Source organism: Streptomyces sp. NPDC006174 (genome assembly GCF_040614075.1).
Classification (GTDB): domain Bacteria; phylum Actinomycetota; class Actinomycetes; order Streptomycetales; family Streptomycetaceae; genus Streptomyces.
Map to the genome: position 1 here is coordinate 225386 of NZ_JBEXTJ010000012.1, position 19755 is coordinate 245140.

The 19755-nt window shown below is 72.6% G+C and carries 19 protein-coding genes and 1 pseudogene; 10 read left to right on the forward strand and 10 right to left on the reverse strand.

Going from position 1 to position 19755, the window contains the following annotated elements; genetic code table 11:
- Window positions 1-20 precede the first annotated feature (20 nt).
- Both ABZ267_RS26275 and ABZ267_RS26280 read right to left on the reverse strand, forming a co-directional pair.
- On the reverse strand, window positions 21-602 hold the full coding sequence (locus ABZ267_RS26275; protein WP_356750883.1) for a TerD family protein: 582 nt from the start codon (window positions 600-602) through the stop codon (window positions 21-23).
- A gap of 56 nt (window positions 603-658) precedes the next feature.
- Window positions 659-1234 carry a TerD family protein gene (locus ABZ267_RS26280; RefSeq protein WP_031121955.1) on the reverse strand — a complete coding sequence of 192 codons (576 nt, stop codon included), beginning with the start codon at window positions 1232-1234 and terminating at the stop codon, window positions 659-661.
- Window positions 1235-1459: 225 nt separating this feature from the next.
- On the opposite strand from ABZ267_RS26280, the gene ABZ267_RS26285 reads away from it, so the two are divergent.
- Together ABZ267_RS26285 and ABZ267_RS26290 are read left to right on the forward strand one after the other, a co-directional pair.
- Window positions 1460-1891: a BlaI/MecI/CopY family transcriptional regulator gene (locus tag ABZ267_RS26285; protein WP_356750881.1), complete on the forward strand. Its 432-nt coding sequence runs from the start codon at window positions 1460-1462 to the stop codon at window positions 1889-1891.
- Window positions 1892-1893: 2 nt separating this feature from the next.
- Entirely contained in the window at window positions 1894-2832 is a 939-nt protein-coding gene (locus ABZ267_RS26290; RefSeq protein ID WP_356899728.1) for a M56 family metallopeptidase, read from the forward strand.
- Between the two features lie 46 nt (window positions 2833-2878).
- On the opposite strand, the gene ABZ267_RS26295 is transcribed toward ABZ267_RS26290, so the two are convergent.
- Window positions 2879-3100 (reverse strand): hypothetical protein, encoded by a 222-nt coding sequence (locus ABZ267_RS26295; RefSeq protein ID WP_356756987.1) that lies wholly within the window; start codon window positions 3098-3100, stop codon window positions 2879-2881.
- A 287-nt stretch (window positions 3101-3387) separates the two neighbouring features.
- Here ABZ267_RS26295 and ABZ267_RS26300 point away from each other — a divergent pair, with 287 nt between their 5' ends.
- Together ABZ267_RS26300 and ABZ267_RS26305 are read left to right on the forward strand one after the other, a co-directional pair.
- Window positions 3388-4689: a hemolysin family protein gene (locus ABZ267_RS26300; protein WP_356756985.1), complete on the forward strand. Its 1302-nt coding sequence runs from the start codon at window positions 3388-3390 to the stop codon at window positions 4687-4689.
- Window positions 4686-5708, forward strand: coding sequence for a hemolysin family protein (locus ABZ267_RS26305; RefSeq protein ID WP_356756983.1), 1023 nt, complete (start codon window positions 4686-4688; stop codon window positions 5706-5708). Before ABZ267_RS26300 ends, ABZ267_RS26305 begins: the two co-directional genes overlap by 4 nt.
- Here ABZ267_RS26305 and ABZ267_RS26310 read toward each other — a convergent pair.
- The 3 genes from ABZ267_RS26310 to ABZ267_RS26320 all read right to left on the reverse strand — a co-directional run bounded on the left by ABZ267_RS26310 (window position 5705) and on the right by ABZ267_RS26320 (window position 8513).
- Window positions 5705-5914 carry a twin-arginine translocase TatA/TatE family subunit gene (locus ABZ267_RS26310; protein ID WP_356756981.1) on the reverse strand — a complete coding sequence of 70 codons (210 nt, stop codon included), beginning with the start codon at window positions 5912-5914 and terminating at the stop codon, window positions 5705-5707. The genes ABZ267_RS26305 and ABZ267_RS26310 overlap by 4 nt on opposite strands.
- Window positions 5915-6035: 121 nt before the next feature.
- Window positions 6036-7193, reverse strand: a complete 1158-nt coding sequence (locus ABZ267_RS26315; protein WP_356756979.1) for a winged helix DNA-binding domain-containing protein — start codon at window positions 7191-7193, stop codon at window positions 6036-6038.
- Window positions 7194-7223: 30 nt separating this feature from the next.
- On the reverse strand, window positions 7224-8513 hold the full coding sequence (locus tag ABZ267_RS26320) for a geranylgeranyl reductase family protein (protein ID WP_356756977.1): 1290 nt from the start codon (window positions 8511-8513) through the stop codon (window positions 7224-7226).
- Between the two features lie 389 nt (window positions 8514-8902).
- Here ABZ267_RS26320 and ABZ267_RS26325 point away from each other — a divergent pair, with 389 nt between their 5' ends.
- Entirely contained in the window at window positions 8903-9337 is a 435-nt protein-coding gene (locus tag ABZ267_RS26325; RefSeq protein ID WP_356756975.1) for a hypothetical protein, read from the forward strand.
- Between the two features lie 641 nt (window positions 9338-9978).
- On the opposite strand, the gene ABZ267_RS26330 is transcribed toward ABZ267_RS26325, so the two are convergent.
- Window positions 9979-10566 carry a DNA polymerase ligase N-terminal domain-containing protein gene (locus tag ABZ267_RS26330; RefSeq protein WP_356756973.1) on the reverse strand — a complete coding sequence of 196 codons (588 nt, stop codon included), beginning with the start codon at window positions 10564-10566 and terminating at the stop codon, window positions 9979-9981.
- A gap of 304 nt (window positions 10567-10870) precedes the next feature.
- Here ABZ267_RS26330 and ABZ267_RS26335 point away from each other — a divergent pair.
- The 3 genes and pseudogenes from ABZ267_RS26335 to ABZ267_RS26345 all read left to right on the forward strand — a co-directional run.
- Window positions 10871-11473, forward strand: a pseudogene (locus ABZ267_RS26335) (glycoside hydrolase family 16 protein); the annotation flags it as partial.
- A gap of 56 nt (window positions 11474-11529) precedes the next feature.
- A complete protein-coding gene (locus ABZ267_RS26340; protein WP_356756971.1) occupies window positions 11530-12939 on the forward strand; it encodes a ricin-type beta-trefoil lectin domain protein in 1410 nt (469 codons plus the stop codon).
- Between the two features lie 100 nt (window positions 12940-13039).
- The gene (locus tag ABZ267_RS26345) at window positions 13040-14032 is read left to right on the forward strand and encodes an aldo/keto reductase (protein WP_356756969.1); all 993 of its coding nucleotides are present in this window, start codon (window positions 13040-13042) and stop codon (window positions 14030-14032) included.
- Between the two features lie 14 nt (window positions 14033-14046).
- Here the strand turns inward: ABZ267_RS26345 and ABZ267_RS26350 are convergent, their stop codons facing one another.
- From ABZ267_RS26350 to ABZ267_RS26360, 3 genes are all read right to left on the reverse strand, one after another.
- Window positions 14047-15252: a serine/threonine-protein kinase gene (locus ABZ267_RS26350; protein ID WP_356756991.1), complete on the reverse strand. Its 1206-nt coding sequence runs from the start codon at window positions 15250-15252 to the stop codon at window positions 14047-14049.
- A 223-nt stretch (window positions 15253-15475) separates the two neighbouring features.
- On the reverse strand, window positions 15476-16192 hold the full coding sequence (locus ABZ267_RS26355; RefSeq protein WP_356756989.1) for an HAD family phosphatase: 717 nt from the start codon (window positions 16190-16192) through the stop codon (window positions 15476-15478).
- 25 nt (window positions 16193-16217) lie between these two features.
- Entirely contained in the window at window positions 16218-16706 is a 489-nt protein-coding gene (locus ABZ267_RS26360) for an Lrp/AsnC family transcriptional regulator (RefSeq protein WP_356756968.1), read from the reverse strand.
- A 225-nt stretch (window positions 16707-16931) separates the two neighbouring features.
- Here ABZ267_RS26360 and ABZ267_RS26365 point away from each other — a divergent pair, with 225 nt between their 5' ends.
- Together ABZ267_RS26365 and ABZ267_RS26370 are read left to right on the forward strand one after the other, a co-directional pair.
- A complete protein-coding gene (locus ABZ267_RS26365) occupies window positions 16932-18440 on the forward strand; it encodes an FUSC family protein (protein ID WP_356756966.1) in 1509 nt (502 codons plus the stop codon).
- 110 nt (window positions 18441-18550) lie between these two features.
- Window positions 18551-19615, forward strand: a complete 1065-nt coding sequence (locus ABZ267_RS26370; protein WP_356756964.1) for a lactonase family protein — start codon at window positions 18551-18553, stop codon at window positions 19613-19615.
- Window positions 19616-19755 lie beyond the last annotated feature (140 nt).

The following is a 19755-nucleotide window of genomic DNA, read 5'->3' on the forward strand; positions in this document are numbered from 1 at the left end:
CCGCACCGGTGGTGGCCCTGCTACAGGTGCTGCGCGACGGCCGGCATCAGGTCCTGGAACGTTCGCCCGTCGGCCGACGCGCCGATGGCGGTCATCTGCCACCCGGAACCGGCCCGCTGGACCTTGGCCATGATCTGCGCGGTGTGCCGACCGCCGCCGGTCAGCGTGTACCGCGCCAGCTCCTGGCCGGTGCTCTCGTCGACCAGCCGGCAGAAGGCCGCCTCGACCTCCTCGAAGGTCTGGCCGGTGAAGGAGTTCACCGTGAAGATGATCTGGTCGACGTGGGCGGGTACGCGCCGCAGGTCGACGACGATGGACTCGTCGTCGCCGCCCTCGCCCGCACCGCCGACCCGGTTGTCACCGGTGTGCCGCACCGAACCGTCGTCGCTGGTGAGGTGCTGGAAGAAGACGACGTCCTGAGGAGCCTGGCCCGCGAAGAGCACGGCCGAGGCGTCCAGGTCGATGTCACGGGCGGTCAGCCGGGCCAGGAAGCCCTTGCGCGGCGCGGACTTCCAGCCCAGTCCCATCCGGACGACGCCGAGTTCGCCGCCGCCGGACTTGGTGAGGCTGACCTGCTGGCCCTTGGAGAGGTTGATCGTCATGCTTCCGCCTTCGCTGGATTCCGTGAGGTGAGTGTGTCCGGGGCGGTGGATCGAGGTCAGAGACCCACGCCGAAGTCGGCGACGATGCCGCTGAGCCCGGAGGCGTAACCCTGCCCGACCGCGCGGAACTTCCACTCGGCGCCGTGCCGGTACAGCTCGCCGAAGACCATCGCCGTCTCGGTCGAGGCGTCCTCGCTGAGGTCGTAGCGGGCGATCTCCGCGCCGCCCGCCTGGTTCACCACGCGGATGTACGCGTTGCGGACCTGGCCGAAGCTCTGGCCGCGGCCCTCCGCCTCATGGATCGAGACCGGGAACACGATCTTGGCGACGGTCCCCGGCACCGCGGAGAGGTCGACCTTGACGATCTCGTCGTCACCCTCGCCCTCACCGGTCAGGTTGTCACCGGTGTGCTCGACCGAACCGTCCGGGCTCCTGAGGTTGTTGTAGAAGACGAAGTGGCCGTCGGAGAGGACCTTGCCCGACTCGTCGCAGAGCAGCGCGCTCGCGTCGAGGTCGTAGTCGGTACCGGTGGTCGTACGGACGTCCCAGCCGAGGCCGACGAGGATCGCGGTCAGCCCCGGGGCCTCCTTGGTCAGCGAGACATTTCCGCCCTTGGCCAGGCTCACGCCCATGGTGTTCTCCCTTGTGTGGTGACGGTGCCGGCACTCTGCGGTACCACCAGAAAATCTACAACACTGTAGATTTTCCGAGCCGGGTGGGAGCCGCGTGGGAACCAGGTCGCAAGCGGACGGAGGCGTCACCGGCGGACCGGAGGCTGGATACGATTTCCCGGTGCCCGGCAGATGAACGCCAGGGATCGGGCCGCAGAAGGAGCAGAGGGAGAGGGGGCCGGGACGGTGGACACCGAAGGAGCCGGTGGCGGACGGGGAACGCCCGCCCGCAGGCGGGGCCAGGGCGAGCTGGAGGCCCAGGTGCTGTCCGTGCTGGGCGAGGCGACCGAGCCGGTCACCGCGGCCTGGGTGCTGCGACGGCTCGGCGGCGGCCTGTCGTACAGCACCGTCATCACGATCCTGACCCGGCTGCACGCCAAGCAGGCGGTCACCCGGACCGGGCCCAAACGGCCCGTCCTCTGGCAGCCCGTGGCGAACGAGGCCGGCCTCGCCGCGCTGCGCATGCGGAGCCTCCTGGACAAGCAGAGCGACCGGGACGCGGTGCTCTCCAGCTTCGTCTCCGTCCTGTCGGCGGACGACGAGGAGCTGCTGCGCTCGCTGCTCGCCGACAGCGGCCCCGGTGGCCCCGGCGCGCCGACGGACCGGCCGGAGGGCTGACGATGGGTGTCTTCGTGTACCTGCCCCTGGTCCTGCCGCTCACCGCACTGCCGATCGCGCGGCTGGCCGAGCAGCACCTGCACCCACGGAGAGCGGCACGCCTGCTGACCACCGTCGCCGTGATCCTCGCCTCCTGCAGCCTGGTCTGTCTCGGGCTGCTGGTGGTGGTCGGCACCGCGCAGCTGCCCGGCAACCCGCTGCCCGACGGCTGGTCCGACGAGGAGGTACGCGAAGCCGTCCCGCACGACGCCTTCGCCGGCAAGGCGTCCATCCTGGCGCTCGTCGCCGTGACGATGGCCTGCGGCTTCACCCTCCACCGCCACTACCGCTTCCGCGCCCGTGCCCACCGCACGCTCGCCGGCCTGCCGGGCGGCGGCGACCTCGCGGTCCTGCCCGACGACGTGCCGTACGCCTACGCGCTGCCCGGTTCGCCGGGCCGGGTCATGGTCTCCACCGCCATGCTCGCCGCTCTGGATCCCGCCGAGCGCCGGGCGCTGCTCGCGCACGAGCGGGCCCACCTGGAGGGCCGCCACCACCGGCTGCTGCTGGCGACCCGGCTCGCCGGATGCGTCAACCCGCTGCTGCGGCCCTTGCGGGCGGCCCTCGTCTACTCCACCGAGCGCTGGGCGGACGAGGAGGCGGCCCGCGTCACCGGCGACCGCCGGCTGACGGCCCGGGCGGTCGGGAAGGCGGCGCTCATCTCCGGTCCGGGCCCCGCTGCCGCCGCCGTGGCCGGCTTCGCCGCCGCGGGTCCGGTGCCGCGCCGGGTGGCCGCGCTGCTGGGCCCGGTGCCGCCGGACCGCGGCTGGCCGCCCGCGCTCACTCCGGCCGGTGCCGCCGCGTTCGTCGCCGCCGCCGGGACGACCGTCTCGGCGCTCTCCGCGCTCAACGCGGCGGTCGCGCTCTTCCTCGTACTGGAGGCGGCGACGACGCCGTTGTGACGGGCGGCGGCCCGCCGGAGCGCTCCGGCGGGCCGCCGCTCTCGGGTCAGGACGCGCCGGTGTCCAGCGCGGCGAGCGCCTGGGCCCACCGGACGTACTTCAACTTGGCCAGATCTGCCACCGTCTTCACACCGAACGCTTCCTGGAGCAGCTCGCCGTCGCGGTCCGAGACGCCCTTCAGCGCCGAGACCGGAGCTGCGAGGACGGTGGACAGGTCCTTGTCCGCGTATGCCTTGTCGAGCACCTTGTCCAGGTCGATCCGGGCCACTGCATGCGTCCTGAGAGCTGGTTCGGCCGCCACGGCGGCGGCCGGCCCCGGACGGGGCCGCCAGCAGAACCGCGCGGCCCCGCGGACGAGTTCCCCCGCGCTTCCGGAGCCGCCGGAATCGAGCCACCCGGCGTCCGGCCTCGGCAGGTCTACGTAGCTGTAAAGTTCGTGGACCCGGCGATAAGGAGTTGTGCGTTGTCTGCCAGTCCGGGTCCTTCGGGGCCCTCGGAGTCCGAACATCCGGCTCCACCGAACCTCGAACCGGTCCCGCGCGCGGCAGGTGAGCGATGACCGCCGCCCTGCTCGGCCTCCTGGCGGTGTTCGTCCTGACCGCCGGCACGGGCTACTTCGTGGCCCAGGAGTTCGCCTATGTGTCCGCCGACCGCCTGACGCTCTCCCGGGAGGCCGCGGCCGGTGACAAGCGGGCCGCCAAGGCCGTGAAGGTCCTGGAGCGGCTCTCCTTCATGCTCTCGGGCGCCCAGCTCGGCATCACCGTCACCGGCCTGGTCGTCGGCTTCCTCGCCGAACCGTCGGTATCCACGCTGCTGAAGCCGGCGCTGGACGGCACCGGCCTCCCCGGCGGAGTGGTCTCGGCCATCTCCGTCACGCTCTCGTTCGTCGTGGCGACCGTCATCCAGATGGTGCTCGGCGAACTCGCGCCCAAGAACCTCGCCCTCGCCGTACCGGAGCGGCTGGCCAAGTCCCTGGCCGCCTCCACGCTGATCTACCTGCGGATCGTCGGCCCGGTCATCCACATCTTCGACAGCGCGGCCAACCGGCTGCTGCGCCGCATCGGTATCGAACCGGTCGAGGAGCTCCACCACGGCGCCACGCTGGAGGAGCTCGGCCATCTGATCGGCGAGTCCCACGAGCAAGGTGAACTGCCCGCCGCGACGGCGGAACTCGTCGATCACGCGCTGGAGTTCTCCGAGCGCACGCTGGGCGAGGTCATGGTGCCGCGTGCCGATGTCGCCTTCGTGCGCCGCGACGCCATGGCGCTGGAAGCCGTCGAGCTGATCGCCCGGCACGGCCACTCGAACTACCCGGTCCTCGGCGACCACCCGGACGACCCGGCCGGCGTGCTGGGCGTACGGGAGCTGATGGGGCTGCCCGCCGCCGACGTCGGCCGCACCACCGCCGGTGAGCTGGCCCGCCGTCCGCTCCTGCTGCCGGAGATCCTGAAGCTCCCGGCGGCGGTCGCGCAGATGCGTGAGCGGGACGACGAGTTCGCCGTCGTGCTGGACGAGCACGGCGGTGTCGCGGGCATCGTCACGTACGAGGACATCGCCGAGGAGCTGGTCGGGGAGATCGCCGACGAGTCCGACGCGGTCGACGAACCCGCGGTCGCCGACGGGTCCGGCTGGGTGGTGGACGCGGGGCGCCGTCTCGACGAGATCGAGGAGGCCACCGGCATCGCGCTGCCCGAGGAGGGCGACTACGACACCCTCGCCGGGCTGATCATCGACCGGCTCGGCCGCTTCCCGACGGTCGGGGACCACCTCACCGTCTCCGGCGTACGGATCACGGTCCGCACGCTCGACCGGCATGTGGCCGAGTACGTCCGTATCGAACAGGAGCCGCAGGCATGAGCTTCCCCATGGCGCTCTTCGTCACCGTCCTGCTGCTGATCGGCAGCGGCTTCTTCGTCGCCGCCGAGTTCGCCCTGGTCGCCGCCAAGCGCCACCGCATGGAACAGGCGGTCCTCGCCGGGCAGCGCGGCGCCAAGGCGGCCCTCGCCGGGATGCGCGAGCTGTCGCTGATGCTCGCCGGCGCCCAGCTCGGCATCACCATCTGCACCCTGGGCCTCGGATCCGTCTCCAAGCCCGCCATCTCGCACGAGCTGGACCCGCTCCTGGAGCGGCTCGGCCTGCCCGCCGGCCTGAGCTACGGCATCGCCTTCGCTCTGGCGATGATCGTCGTGGTCTTCCTGCACATGGTGGTCGGCGAGATGGCGCCCAAGTCCTGGGCCATCGCGCACCCGGAGCGCTCCGCGATGCTCCTGAGCCCGGCGTTCCGCGCCGTGGTCAACGCCGTACGCCCGTTGATCCGGGTACTGAACGCGGTCAGCAACGCGCTGGTGCGGCTCTGCCGGGTGACGCCGCGCGACGAGCTGACCTCCGTGCACAACCGCGACCAGCTGACCCACCTCATCGAGGAGTCCGAACGCCTCGGGCTGATCAGCAAGGGCGACTCCGGACTGGTGACCCGGTCGCTGACCGAACCCTTCACGCCGGTGGCCGCGTTCCGGATCCCGGTGGAGCGGATCGCGACCGTACCCGCCGACGCGGACCTCGACCGGATCCTCGCCGTCGCCTCCGGAGCCGACCGTACGCGCCTGCTCGTACGGGACGGGGAGCGGGTGCTCGGATCCGTCCACGCCCGCGACGCCCTGGTCGCCCGTGCCGGAGGCCGGGACGTGTCGGCGCGCGCACTGGCCCGGCCGGTGCCGGAACTGGCGCCGGACGAGACGGCCGCCCACGCCGTGGAGCGGCTGCGCGAGCGCCGCGCGACGATCGCCGTCGTACGCGACGAGCAGGGCCGGCTCTCCGGAATGGTCAGCCTCGACGACCTCCTCGCCCGGCTGCTCCATCCGCCGGCGTCGTCCTAGAGCGTGTCCCGCTCGGTCGTCTCCCCGCGGATCACACGGGGGGACGGCCGGTCCGGGCCGCCGTCCTCGTCCTTCATCGCCTGCTTCTCGCTCTTGAGGATGCGCGCGGCCTTTCCGGCCGACCGCATGAGATCGGGCAGCCGCTTCACGGCCAGCACCGCCACGATCACCAGGAGGAGGAGAGTGAGCTCGCCGATCCCGAACATGGTCGCTGCTTTCTCTGGGGCCTCGCGGCGGGCGGAGCTGACGAGAGGTCATCCGGATCCCTGATGGTCCGGCAGAGCTGAATCTACAGGGCTGTAGAGCATCCGTTCGCGGGTTCCGGGATCAACCGGCGGGCAGCAACCGCACCGTGGCCTCCGGCAGGCGGCTCCACCAGTGGCCGTAGCGCCGGTAGACCTCCGGCTCACGGCCGGCCAGGAACCCGACCAGCGACCGGGCCTCGGCGCCGAGCCGCTCCCAGACGTCCTCGGAGAGCGGGTGGAACGCGGCCGCCTCGATGCCTCCGGCGACCGGCCGCCACACGCCGGCCACGTACCCGTCGACCAGCAGCGTCGGCAGCACATCGCCGTTCGCCCGGATCACGGTCCTGCGGTACGCCTCCGGGAGGACCCGGCCGCGATCCGCGTACGCCAGCAGAACGCTGTCCCACATCGCCATCAACCGGGGCGGCGCCGACTCCGCGCCGTCCGGCCGCGGAGCACCCGGCAGATCGAACAGCTCCTCGCCCGCCGGCCCCACCAGCCGCTCCAGTTCCCCGGCGAGATCCGCCACCGCCGACCGCGCCCGGGAGCGCGTGACCATGGCGAACTGCGCCACATCCGCCACCGATGCCGGCCCGAACCCCGAGAGGTAGCGCAGGACCAGCCGCCGCAGGGACACCGCCGACGCCTCCGCGTCCGTGCGGAAGGGACCGGTCCGGGGCGCGATGTAGGAGGGGCGGTGACCGAACGACCAAGGCGGTGCGGTCGGCGCGTGGAGCAGCGGCGTGTACTGCCGCAGCCCCCACCACGCCCCGTCCTCCGCCGGCGCACCCAGCTGTTCGCCCAGCCAGGCCTCGCACTCGGCGGTGGTCCGGGGCCGGTCGGCGAACTCCAGCAGCCGGGGGACCAGGGCTTCGGCGTCCTCGGCGGTCAGCCCGGACGCGGTGAAGCGGCTGCCGAGCCGGGAGGCGCGCACCACCGGATGCATGGCCTCACGGAAGGCCGCGTGGTCCTCGGCGTGCACGGCGTGGAGGGTGAGGCGCATCAAGGTCGCCTTGACCACGCGGTGTTCCGTGAACGCGGTGTCGAGGCCGGCCGGGTCGAAGTCACTGAGCCGGTTCCAGAGCGCGACGTACGGCGAGGCCGGCTGCTGTGCCTGGAGCGCGACCACACGCCGTACGCCGTCGGCCGCGTCCAGCGCCTCGCGCCGCAGCAGCAACTGCCGGGCGAGGGTTGCGCGGTTGAGTCCTCGTGCGGTGATCGTGGTGCCCGTGCCGGTCATGGGTCCGTTCCTCCGGAGCGTACGTGTACCTCACCGTGCCGCTCTCCTGAGCCGCCCGGGTGCGCGGCCCGGCCGTGGGGCCGGGACGATGCGGAACGCGGTGTTGAGGACATGGTCGATCACATCGCGCGAGGGCTTGTCGGTGAGGTCGGTGAGGAGGCGGGCCAGGGTGTTGAGGAGGAACGGCGAGTTCATGACGTACCGGTTGAGCACGGGCTGGAACCCGGAGCGGCTGAAGACCACGTCGGCGGCGGCGTTGCCGAGACGGTAGTGGCGGCCCCAGCGGCGGTTCATCTCCACCGGATAGCCGCGCAGCATCTGTTCGCGCCGCGGGCCCTCGGGGTGGGCCAGGGCGAGCGCGGCGGTCTCGGCGGCGACCTCACCGGCTTCGAGGGCCTGAGCGATGCCTTCGCCGTTCCACGGGCTGACCATGCCGCCGGAGTCGCCGACGAGCAGGAGCCCGCGTGTGTACAGCGGATGGCGGCTGAAGCCGAGAGGCAGAGCGGCGCTGCGGACCGGACCCTCGGCGTTCTCCTCGCGCAGCCCCCACTCCTCGGGCGTCCGGGCCAGCCACTGGTCCAGCGTGGCGCGGAGGTCCGCCTTGCCGTGCCGGCGATGAGGAAGCGCCCCGAGGCCGACGTTGACCCGCCCGTCGCCCATAGGAAAGATCCAGCCGTATCCGGGGAGGTACGGCCCGTCGTCGGGGAAGCGGAGGTCGGCCCAGAGCTCCAGGTACTCCTCCTGCGAGCGCTCCGGGCTGCGGTAGTAGCGGCGGGCGGCGGTCGCGATCTGCCGCCGTGGATCGCGCTCCAGGCCCAGCGCCAGGGCCAGCCGCGCCGAGGCTCCGTCGGCGGCGATCACGACGGGCGCGCGGAAGGCGACCGGGTCCGGGACGTCCGGCGAGTCCGAGGCCGCGGAAACCCCCGTGACGCGGCCCGCCCGGTCCGTCAGCGGCCGCTCCGCCTTCCAGCCGCTGTGCAGCCGTGCTCCGGCCGCCACGGCATGGCGCGCCAGGATGTCGTCGAAGTCGTGGCGGCTGCGCGAGAGGCCGAAGTCCGGATAGCGCCCGAGCGCGGGCCAGTCGATGTGCACCCGGTGCTCTCCGGCCACCCAGCGCATTCCGCGCGAACGCGTCCAGCCCGGCGCGGAGATGTCGACGCCCATCCGGATGAGCTGGTGCACCGCACGCGGGGTGAGGCCGTCGCCGCAGACCTTCTCGCGGGGAAAACGGGCCTTCTCCAGCAGGATCACGTCGAGCCCGGACCGGGCCAGGTGGTAGGCGGCCGAGGAACCGGCGGGACCGGCTCCGACGACGATCACCTGGGCGTCCTCGCCTGCGCGGCGGTCGGCCGGTCGCGGATCCGAACCGGGACCGAGGCCCGGACGTGGGTCCGAACGGGGACGTGGGTCCGAACCGGGACGTGGGTCCGGAACGGAAGCAGGGTCTGAACCGTGACCTGGGTCCGCACCCGGACCTAAACCCGGCCCCGAACCGTGACCTGGGTCCGCACCCGGACCTGGACCCGGTCCCGAATCCGATTCCGGTGGCATCTCCCGCATCGCAGCCCCTTCCACGGACGGCCGGTGTTCTGCCGGTGCCTTGCTGGGGCGATGGCCCCGGGCAACATCATCGACCAGGAGGGGCCGGGGCGGAACCAGGCGTCGGGGCTCGGCGGTGCGCCGTGCGGGCGGGTGTTTACGATCTCCGGGTGGCCACATCTCCGCAGGGGCCGATCGAGGCCGCTCTCGTCCGTGCCGACGCCGGCCTCCTGGCCCGGCACCTGGACGCCAGGACCTGCTCCCCGGAGCTGCTCGGCCGACCGGTCCGCCACACCGAACCGCGCGTACGCCGTCTCGGCCTCGCTCTTCTCGCCGAGCGCACGAGCCTCCCGTACGCCACCGGGCCGGACCAACAGGAGCCGCCTGCAGACCTGTTGCCCGACGGCGCAGGAGGCACGCCGGAGGAATCCCTCGTCCTCGCGGAGCTCAACGGGCGGCTGCCGTGCGGTCGTCGGCCGCCGCCCGACGGGCGTACGGGTGCGTGGCCCGCCTCGGTGCGGACCGCCTGGTTGCGGGCCGAACGGCTCGCCGATCCCGGAGGCACTCCTGGCGCTCGGTGCGGCGCGGGCCGACCGGTCGGTTGAGGCGGTGGCGGTGCTCGCTCTGTACGCGCAGAACTCGCCGGTCGCGACCGCTCTGCTGGCGCTCGTCGCCGACGGCGAGGTCCGCCTCTCCGCGGGCTCCGTCCAGGACCTGGCGGAACCGCTGGCCGTGCTGGGCCTCCCGGTACCCCGTCAGGTCCGGCAGAGCGGCCGACCGTGGCCGACCCGGAGGTGGCGGACCTGCTGCGCGGCGGCTGGGACACCTCGCTCGCCCTGCGGATCACGCACCGAACCGCACCGCCGGACCCGGAACTGGCTCGCGAACTACCGGAACTCCGAAACCAGTTGGACCGCTGGCTGGCGCTGGCCGACAGCTCCGGACCGGTACGCCTCCGCCTCCGCCTGCTGTGGTGCGCGCTGCGGCTGTGCCCGGCTCCGTGGACAGCCGGCGAGGTGGCGGTGCTCAGGCGGTACGCCGAGGCGGTGACCGAGGCGTTCGCGGAGGCCGTGAGCGGGGGAGGGCCGGAGGAGTGCGCGGTGGAGCTGCTCGACGTGGTGGACGCGGTCGAGCCGGCGCTGTCCGCCGTGCGGCGCTTCACCGTCGTGGAGCAGCCTGCTGGCCGAGCTGACGCACCCCGACGCGAACCCGGGAGCCCAGAGAGGAAAAACGTACAACTTCGTTCTCAGCCCCCGTCACCCCGTGCCGCCGCCACCGCCACCTGGTGCAGTGTCCGTCCCGTACGGGCCGATCTGGCGTGGTACGGATCCGGCGAGCCCGGCCGGTCGCGTACGGCGAGGCGGTCGTTGGCCTTGATCAGCAGCCATGCCTCCTGGCCGCCGCTCTCCGGCTCGTCGCCCACCCGGAAGCGGGTCAGCGCGAACTCGCCGTGGAGTTTGGACCCGTGGAGCCAGAACGTGGCATGGCCGAGCGCCAGCGACTCCGCGAAGGGGACCGCGTCACCTTCGCCGTCGTGGCCGAGCGGCTCGTAGGTGCCCTGGTCCCAGACGATGACCGTGCCGCTACCGGACTCGCCCTGCGGAATGACCCCTTCGAACTCGCGGTACTCCAACGGGTGGTCCTCCGTCTCCACGGCGAGGCGGCGGTCGCTCGGGTTCTCCGACGGGCCGCGCGGCACCGCCCAGGACTTGAGTACGCCGTCGACCTCCAGGCGGAAGTCGAAGTGCAGGCGTCGCGCGTCATGGATCTGCACGACGAAATGAGGCCGCGGTACGCCGTCGAAACGGGGTCCCGGTACGCCGTCGTTCCGCATGCCGTGCTCCCTCCGCCCGGACCGCCCGGTCCCGCCGCGCTGTCCGGTGCAGCTCGGCCGCGCCGCCGGGTCGGTATCTCCACTCTGCCGCCGTCCGGAAGGAACCGCACGGCGGAGCCCGCTGCCTTCAGGCGCATATGCCAGAGGCATGGTCCGTTCGCTCTCCGGTCTGGACCAGGTTATTGACGGCTCCTGCGGCACTCCCTTAAATCAAGAATTGAAATATGCACCCGAGGTGTTCGCCCCAACCGTTCACCTCTCGGTGTCGACCTGTCATGCGCATGTCCCCCCACGAAGCGATGTGATGACCTTGAGTCACCCGCACAAAGCCCTACCCACCCGCTCCCGGCGCCGCCGCACCGCCCTCTACGCGGCCTCCCTCCTCTGCTGCTCCGCCCTCCTCGCCAGCCTGCCCGGCGGAGCCTCCGCGGCACCCGGATCCGCCGCCGCGCCCGGTCCGGCGGCCGTCACCTTCGAGGACACCTTCGACGGGCCGGCCGGCTCGGCGGCCGACGGCTCGAAGTGGCAGCTGGAGACCGGCGACAACGTCAACAACCACGAGCGCCAGTACTACACCGGCGGCAACAGCAACGCCGCCCTCGACGGCCAGGGCAACCTGGTGATCTCCGCCCGCAAGGAGAACCCCGGCAACTACCAGTGCTGGTACGGCACCTGCGAGTACACCTCGGCCCGGCTGAACACGGCCGGCAAGTTCGCCGCCGCCCACGGACACGTCGAGGCCCGGGTCAAGGTCCCGCGCGGCCAGGGCATGTGGCCCGCGTTCTGGATGCTGGGCGACGACTTCGGCAGCGTCGGCTGGCCGCAGAGCGGCGAGATCGACGTGATGGAGAACGTCGGCTTCGAACCCGGCACCGTCCACGGCACCCTGCACGGACCGGGCTACTCCCTCCACGCACAGGCACCGGCCCCCACCCCGCTCGGCCCTCAACGGACGGAGACCCCATGACCGACACCCCGCCCCGGAGACCCGGAATCCTCCGGAGGCTCCGCCGCCTCACGCTGCCGGGCCTGGCACTCGTCGCCATGGCCGCGTTCCTGAGCCCGGGCGCACCCGCGAACGCCGTCGAGATCGCCGCCGTCGGGCAGATCACCGGCATCGGCGGCAAGTGCGTCGACGTGGCCGGCGCCTCCTCGGCCAACGGCACCGCCGTGCAGCTCTACGACTGCAACGGGACCGGCGCCCAGCAGTGGGACGTACGCTCCGACGGCACCGTACGCGCGCTCGGCAAGTGCCTCGACGCCAAGGACGCGGCCACCGCCAACGGCACCGTCATCCAGCTGTGGGACTGCAACGGGACCGGCGCACAGCGCTGGGGCATCTCCGCCGCGCGCGACATCGTCTCCGTCGCCGCCGACAAGTGCCTCGACGCCACCGGCAACAGCTCCGCCAACGGCACCCGCCTCCAGCTGTGGACCTGCACCGGCGCCGCCAACCAGAAGTGGACGGCCCCGGCAGGTGGCTCCGACCCCGACCCGGGCGGCCCTCCGATGGCCGTCGCGCCCTACCTCTACAACGGCTGGGGCAGCCCGCCCTCGCCGACGACCGTGATGAACGCGACGGGCGTCAAGTGGTTCACCCTCGCCTTCGTCCTCAGCAACGGCTACTGCAACCCGCAGTGGGACGGCGGCCGCCCGCTCATCGGCGGCGTCGACCAGCAGACGGTCAACACCGTACGGGCCGCCGGCGGTGACGTGATCCCGTCGTTCGGCGGCTGGAGCGGCAACAAGCTGGAGAGCTCCTGCGGCAGCGCCGGTGAACTGGCCGCCGCCTACCAGAAGGTGATCAACGCGTACGGGCTCAAGGCCATCGACATCGACATCGAGGCGGCCGCGTACGACTCGCCGACCGTCCAGCAGCGCACGGTCGACGCGCTGAAGACCATCCGCGCCAACAACCCCGGCATCAAGCTCTACATCACCTTCGGCACCGGCCAGAACGGCCCCGACACCAGCCTCATCATCCGGGCCGCGCAGGCCGGACTCACCGTCGACAGCTGGACGATCATGCCGTTCAACTTCGGTGGCAACGGCCAGAACATGGGCACGCTCAGCATCCGCGCCGCCGAAGGCCTCAAGACGGCCGTCAAGAACGCCTACGGCTACAGCGACGACCAGGCCTACCGGCACACCGGCATCTCCTCGATGAACGGCACCACCGACGTCGGCGAGACCGTCACCGTCGCCGACTTCCGCACGATCCTCGCCTACGCCCAGCAGCGGCACCTGGCCAGGCTGACCTTCTGGTCCGTCAACCGCGACCGGCCCTGCACCGGCGGCGGCGCCGACACCTGCTCCGGTGTCGGACAGCAGCCGTGGGACTTCACCAGGGTCCTCGCGCAGTACCGGGGCTGATAATCTCGGCCCGCCCGTCCGAGGGCGGCCCACGGACGGTGGACGGCGGCAGAGGTGCTCCTGCCGCCGCCCACCACTCTTCGCAGAGAAGCGGAATAGCATGATCCTCATGGAACAGCGCACACTCGGCAGGACCGGCCGTGACGTCTCGGTCGTCGGACAGGGCACCTGGCAGCTCGGAGGCGACTGGGGAGAGGTCGAGGAGAGCGACGCCTTCGACGTCCTCGACGCGGCCGTCGACTCCGGCGTCACCTTCTTCGACACCGCGGACGTGTACGGCGACGGCCGCAGCGAACAGCTCATCGGCCGCTACCTCAAGAACCGCCCGGACGCGGACGTCTTCGTCGCCACCAAGATGGGCCGGCGCGCCGACCAGGTGCCGGAGAACTACGTCCTGGACAACTTCCGCACCTGGAACGACCGTTCCCGCGCCAACCTCGGCGTCGACACGCTCGACCTCGTACAACTGCACTGCCCGCCCACCGCCGTCTACTCCTCCGACGCCGTCTACGACGCCCTGGACACCCTGGTCGACGAGCAGCGGATCGCCGCCTACGCGGTGAGCGTGGAGACCTGCGCCGAGGCGCTGACCGCCATCGCCCGGCCGGGCGTCGCGAGTGTGCAGATCATCCTCAACCCGTTCCGCCTCAAGCCGCTGGACGAGGTCCTTCCGGCGGCCGCCGCCGCGGGCGTCGGCATCATCGCGCGCGTCCCGCTCGCCTCCGGACTGCTCTCCGGCAAGTACACCAAGGACACGGTCTTCGGCCCCGACGACCACCGCACGTACAACCGGCACGGCGAGGCGTTCGACCAGGGCGAGACGTTCTCCGGCATCGACTACGCGACCGGGATCGAGGCCGCCGCCGAGTTCGCCGAGCTGGCTCCCGAGGGCGCCACGCCGGCGCAGACCGCGCTGCGCTGGATCATCCAGCAGCCCGGCGTCACCAGCGTGATCCCCGGCGCACGCTCGGTGGAACAGGCCCGCGCCAACGCGGCGGCCGCCGCTCTGCCGCCGCTGCCGCAGGCCACGCTGGACGCCGTACGGGAGCTGTACGACCGGTCGATCCGCCCGGCGGTCCACAACCGCTGGTGACCGGCGGCTCGGACTCAGTCGTCCTGCTCGCCGTCCTCTTCCCGCTGCTGACCCTGACCCTGCTCCTCCTCCGGCTGCTGACCCTGCTCCGGCTGTTGTCCGCCGTCCTGGACCTCCTGCGAGGCCGGTCCGGAGGGGGAGGGGCCGGGAGCCGGGGTGTCGGCCGAGCTGGAGTCCGGCGAGAACAGGATCATCCCGAGGTAGACGGCGGCCAGGAACGTCGCCGTACCCGCGATGGCGCTCGCGACCCGCGGACGCCGCCGGATCGCCTCGCGCGTACTGCGACGGCGGGCCGGCGCGGACCGTGAGGCGGTGGAGCGGGACGTGGTGGAGCGTCTTCGGCCGGTGGGCTGCGGCAGCCGGTACGTCGAGGGGCCCACGGGCGCCGCCGGTGCGGCCGGTGAAGAGGCGGGGGAGGGGGCGGCGCGGCGGGAGGCGGGCTTCGGCAGGGCCTCCGGGCGGCCGCGCCAGGCGTCGGAGCGGAACCAGTCGGAGACCTGCTGCGCGGTGGGCCGCTCCTCGGGCTTCTTGGCCAGCAGGCCCAGGAGGTACGCGTCGAAGGCGGCCGAGATGTCCACGCCGCGCTGCCGCAATGGGACCGGCGGGGTGTCGACGTGCTGGTACAGCGTGGCGGTCGCGGTGTCGGACTTGAACGGCGGCTGTCCGAGCAGCAGTTGGTAGACGACGCAGCCCAGCGAGTACATGTCGGACGCGGAGTCCGCCGTACGTCCCAGAGCCCGCTCGGGCGCCAGGTAGAGGCTGGTGCCCACGATGTGACCGGCCGTCGTCAGCGCGGTCGACGGGTCGTCGACGAACTGGGCGATGCCGAAGTCGCCGATCTTCACCGAACCGTCCGCGTCCAGCATCAGGTTGCCGGGCTTGATGTCCCGGTGGACGATGCCCTGGCGGTGCGCGGCGGCGAGTCCGGCCGCCGCCTCACCCGCGATCCGCGCGACCTGCTCGGGATGGACCCGCTCCTGGGCGGCCAGCAGATCACCGAGGCTCTGCCCTTCGACCAGCTCCATCACCAGGAAGAACCGGTCCTCCCAGGCCCCGAAGTCGAAGACGGCCACCAGGTGCGGGTGGCTGAGCCGGGCGGCGGTCTGGGCCTCCAGCCGGAACCGGGCGGTCGACGAGGCGTCCGCCTGGTCCCCCAGCAGCAGCTTCACGGCGACGGCCCGGCCCAGCACCTCGTCCGCGGCGCGCCACACCTCGCCCATGCCGCCACGGCCGATGGGGGATATCAACCGGTACCGACCAGCTACCAGCACCTGTTCACCTAACTCGAATCGTGGCCCGCTCCGACTGCCGGTCCATCGCGCGGCGGCCTGCCCCCGGAAGGGCCCTGCACGGCGGAGTGAACGACATGATCAGGATATCGGTCCGCGGAGCCGCCGGTGGCCGACGGCCGTTTGCCGGGGCCCGGCTGACGGCCCGGTACCTTCAGGACCCGCCCTTCTGCCCGGTCCCGCCGAGCAGCCAGCCGTACGCGGCATCCGCCGTGAAAGCCGACTGGCCCTCCGCGAACAGCAGATCCGCGGCCTTGAACGCCGGGTCGGAGGCGGTAGCGGGCACATACGGGATGGCGATGCACCGCATCCCGGCAGCGTGCGCGGCCGCGGCACCCGGCGGCGCGTCCTCCAGCACCACGCACCGCGCCGGCTCAGCCTCCAGCCGCCGGGCCGCTTCCAGGAACACGTCCGGCTCCGGCTTGCCGTGCGCGACCTCCTCGGCGGAGACGTACAAGGGGATGTACGCGTCGAGCCCCGTGACCGCCAGCACCGCCGCGATCGCGGCCCTGGACGAGCCGGAGGCCACCGCCATCGGCACACCGGCGGCGTACAGGCGCTCCACGAGGACCCGCATCTGCTCAAACACCTCGGTGGCGGCGCCGGCCAGCTCCAGGTACAGCGCGTTCTTCCCGGCGAGCAGTTCGTCCACCGGGACGTCGATCCCGTACTCGGAGCGCAGAGCGGTGAGGGTCTCGCGCGTGCCGATCCCGATGAAGCGGGTGTGGTCCTCCCAGCCGAAGTCGCGCACGCCGTACCGGGCGAGGAGCCGGCGCCCCGCCTCGTAGTAGTTCGGTTCGCTGTCCACCAGCGTGCCGTCGAGGTCGAAGATCACATGGAGGCCGGATCGCGAGGTCATGGCCATCAGCATGCCGCAGCCGACGCGGCCGGCCGCCTCACGCGCCGCTCCGGCCGCCCGCCGCCCGTCCCACGGATTCGACCAGCGGCAGCACCCGGTGCGCCACCCGCTCACGCAGCGCCACGTCCGTCCGCGTCCGGACCACGCCCGGCAGCTGGATCAGCCGCTGGATCACGTCCTCCAGATGCCCGTTGTCCCGGGCCACCACCCGGGTCAGCAGATCGCCGCCGCCGGTGGTCGAGAACGCCTCGATGATCTCGGGCACGGCCGCCAGCGCGTCGCCGACCTCCACCAGGTGCCCCTGCGTGACCTCCAGGTGGACGAAGGCGAGGACGGGGTGGCCGAGGGCGGCGGGGGAGAGGGTCGGGCCGGTGCCGGTGATGACTCCGTCCCGCTCCAGCCGGTCGAGCCGGGCCTGCAGGGTGCCGCGGGCGACCCCGAGGATGCGCGCGTACTCCCGAACGCTGGTACGCGGCTGCTCGATCAGCAGGCGCAGGATCCGGGTGTCGAGAGCGTCCACGGCCATGGTCCGTCGGCCTCCTTCTGGTCCGAGTGGTCCGTTGGCCTCCTCGTGGCCCACCGATCCCGTGAAGAACTATGCCATTGGACCACTGGAATCGCCTTCGTTTGATCCATGGATCCTCAGGATGCTCTGATGGTCCTGTCGATGGCGCTGCGGACTTCCGTGGCGCCTTTTTCATGCCGAGCGCGCGGAACCCTCCGGCTACGGGGGACGCGGAAGGGGAGCAGTGTGCTGAAGCGGGTGTTCGTGGCGCCGGACCCGGGCCGGGTGCGGCTGCGGTTCGCGAGCCGGGCCGTCCTCGGGATCGCGCTCGCGGTCGCGCTGTGCGGACTCGTCGGGCACTCGCTCACCGCCGCCATCACCGGCGGCCTCGCCGCGCTGCTCGCCCTCTTCACGGTCACCGACGCCACGGTGCGGCAGCAGGCCGTCACCACCGCGCTGCTCCCCGCCGCCGGGCTCCCGGTCCTCGCCGTCGCGGCCGTCCTGCACGACCAGCCCGTCGCCCGTGACCTCGTCTTCCTCGCGGTCATGGGCGCGGGCGTCTACGCCCGGCGCTGGGGGCCGCGCGGGCACTCGCTCGGTGTCTTCGCGTTCATGACCTTCTTCGCCGCTCAGTTCCTGCACACGGTGCCGCGGCAGCTGCCCGAGCTGTACGCCGCCGTCCTGCTGTCCGTCGCCGCCTCCTCCACCGTCCGCTTCGGCCTGTGGTGCTACGAGCGGCGGCTGCCCACCGTGGCCGTGCCCACCGCCCAGGAAGGCCGCGGGCTGGCCCGGGTCACCACCCGCCAGGCGGTCCAGGCCACCTTGGGCGGCGCCTTCGCGCTGGGTCTCGGCCAGGTGCTCTCCGACCAGCGCTGGTACTGGGCGGTCGGCGCCACCTGGTGGGTGTTCGTCAACACCACCTCGCGCGGCGAGACGCTCGTACGCGGCTTCCGCCGGATCCTCGGGACCGTGATCGGTATCGCCGCCGGCTTCCTCGTCGCCATCCCGCTCGACGGCGCCGGTGCGCCGACCGCCGCCATCGTCGCGGTGAGCGTCTTCGGCATCTTCTACACGGCGGCGGTCTCGTACAGCTGGATGATGTTCTTCGTGACCGTCATGGTCGGCGTGCTCTACGGCGTCCTGGGCGTCCTGAACGCCTCCCTGCTCTGGCTGCGGGTGGCCGAGACGGCCGTCGGCGCGCTCGGCGCGGTGCTCGCGGTGCTGGTGATCCTGCCCGTGACGACCCACGCCGTCACCGACGCGTGGATCCGCAAGGCCCTGCGGTGCGTCCACGCCTGCGCGGCCGAGGCCGCCGAGCGCCTGGCCGGCTCGCTCACCGCCGATCCCGCGCCCCGGGTCGCCGAGCTGGAGGTGCTGCTCGGCCGGGTCCGGCTCTCGCTCGCCCCGCTGGTGCATCCGCTGAGCCCGCTGAAGGCCCGGAAGACGCGGGCGCGCCAGGTGCTGGTCCTGCTCGACGACTGCGTACGGGAGGTGCGCGGCCTGGCTTCCATCGCCGCGGACCCTGCCGCTTCGCACGACGCCCGGCTCTCGGCCGCCTGCTCCCGGGTGGAGGAGGCGGTGGAGGAGCTGCTGCGCCAGGAGAGCCGCGAGGAACGGGGCGCCGTGCGCGCGGGCGTGCAGCCCGGCGTCGTCCTGGACCACCCGGCCCTGGCCCACCTGCACGGCCTGGAGCGGGCGCTGGCCGACCTCGCCACGCCGCTGCACAGCTCACCCCGGGCCCCGGTCGCCGCCTGAGCCGCGACCGCACCTCTGAGCCACCGCCTTGCGGATTGGTCCAGACCTGAGGTGGGCCGCCTGCTACCGTCGGCCGGAAGATCACGGCGACGGTGAAGTGGGGTAGTGCGATGGGCGGCAGCAGCACCGGGCGGGCATTCATGGGGTCGTTCACCTCGGCGGGCGGCCTCGGCGTCACCGTCGCGGAGGTGGACCGGAACACCGGAGCGCTGACCGTGCTCGGCTCCTCGGACGCCGTGCCGGACCCCTCGTTCCTCGCGCTCGGACCGGGCGGAGAGGTCCTGTACGCGGTCGGCGAGTCCGCCCCGGGCTCCGCGGCCGCCTTCGACGTCAGCGGCGACGTACCGGCCCTCCTCGGCCCCGTACGGCCGGTCCGGGCCGACGGCCCCACCCACCTCGCGCTCGCCGCGGGCCACCTGGTCACCGCCAACTACGGATCCGGCAGCGTCACCGCTCTGCCCGTGCTCGCCGACGGAACGCTCGGTGAGGTCTCCTCGGTCGTCCGCCACGAAGGTGGCGGCCCCGACAGCGAACGCCAGGAGGGCCCGCACGCCCACCAGGTGCTGCCCGACCCCTCCGGCCGCTGGGTGGTCAGTGTGGACCTCGGCACCGACTCCGTACGGATCAGCGCTCTGGACCCCGCCACCGGCACCCTGGAACCGCACGGCGAGACCGTCCTGCGGCCGGGCACCGGACCGCGCCACCTGGCCTTCCACCCTTCGGGCCGCTACGCCTACGTCCTGAACGAGCTGGTACCGACCCTCATCGTCTGCCGGTGGGACGCGGAGGCGGGCCGCATCGAGCCGCTGGCGGAGGTTTTGGTGCTGCCCGAGTCCGACCCGGCGGACGATCCCGACGGCTCCGTGCGGGCCTATCCGTCCGAGGTGGTCGTCGCGCGCGACGGGCGCTTCCTGTGGACCGCCACCCGGGGCCACGACAGCATCTCGGTCCTCACCCTCGACGAGACCGGCGAGAAGGCCGCTCTGGTGGCCACCGTCGGCTGCGGCGGCCGCTGGCCCCGCGACCTCACCCTCGACCCGAGCGGCCAGTGGCTGTACGCGGCCAATGAGCACTCCGGGAATGTCAGCTGGTTCGCCGTGGACGCCGAGACGGGCGTCCCGCAGCACGCGGGCTCGGTGGAGGTCCCGGCGGTCTCCTGCGTCGTCCTCGGCTGACCGCAGACGCATCGGGGGCCGTACCCGCAGACGTACGGAAGCCGCGGCCCGGAACGGAGGAAAAGAACAGTGATGCGGCCCCGGTCCCGGACGGCAAGGGCCCGCCGCGGGAGCCCCGGGGGGGCGCCACACGGCCCACG

Excerpts from the sequence above, each read along its gene's own strand:
- ABZ267_RS26275 (WP_356750883.1), bottom strand. The coding sequence starts at position 602 with ATGACGATCAACCTCTCCAAGGGCCAGCAGGTCAGCCTCACCAAGTCC.
- ABZ267_RS26280 (WP_031121955.1), bottom strand. The coding sequence starts at position 1,234 with ATGGGCGTGAGCCTGGCCAAGGGCGGAAATGTCTCGCTGACCAAGGAG.
- ABZ267_RS26290 (WP_356899728.1), top strand. The coding sequence starts at position 1,894 with ATGGGTGTCTTCGTGTACCTGCCCCTGGTCCTGCCGCTCACCGCACTG.
- ABZ267_RS26300 (WP_356756985.1), top strand. The coding sequence starts at position 3,388 with ATGACCGCCGCCCTGCTCGGCCTCCTGGCGGTGTTCGTCCTGACCGCC.
- ABZ267_RS26305 (WP_356756983.1), top strand. The coding sequence starts at position 4,686 with ATGAGCTTCCCCATGGCGCTCTTCGTCACCGTCCTGCTGCTGATCGGC.
- ABZ267_RS26310 (WP_356756981.1), bottom strand. The coding sequence starts at position 5,914 with ATGTTCGGGATCGGCGAGCTCACTCTCCTCCTCCTGGTGATCGTGGCG.
- ABZ267_RS26315 (WP_356756979.1), bottom strand. The coding sequence starts at position 7,193 with ATGACCGGCACGGGCACCACGATCACCGCACGAGGACTCAACCGCGCA.
- ABZ267_RS26330 (WP_356756973.1), bottom strand. The coding sequence starts at position 10,566 with ATGCGGAACGACGGCGTACCGGGACCCCGTTTCGACGGCGTACCGCGG.
- ABZ267_RS26340 (WP_356756971.1), top strand. The coding sequence starts at position 11,530 with ATGACCGACACCCCGCCCCGGAGACCCGGAATCCTCCGGAGGCTCCGC.
- ABZ267_RS26345 (WP_356756969.1), top strand. The coding sequence starts at position 13,040 with ATGATCCTCATGGAACAGCGCACACTCGGCAGGACCGGCCGTGACGTC.
- ABZ267_RS26350 (WP_356756991.1), bottom strand. The coding sequence starts at position 15,252 with ATGGGCGAGGTGTGGCGCGCCGCGGACGAGGTGCTGGGCCGGGCCGTC.
- ABZ267_RS26355 (WP_356756989.1), bottom strand. The coding sequence starts at position 16,192 with ATGCTGATGGCCATGACCTCGCGATCCGGCCTCCATGTGATCTTCGAC.
- ABZ267_RS26360 (WP_356756968.1), bottom strand. The coding sequence starts at position 16,706 with ATGGCCGTGGACGCTCTCGACACCCGGATCCTGCGCCTGCTGATCGAG.
- ABZ267_RS26370 (WP_356756964.1), top strand. The coding sequence starts at position 18,551 with ATGGGCGGCAGCAGCACCGGGCGGGCATTCATGGGGTCGTTCACCTCG.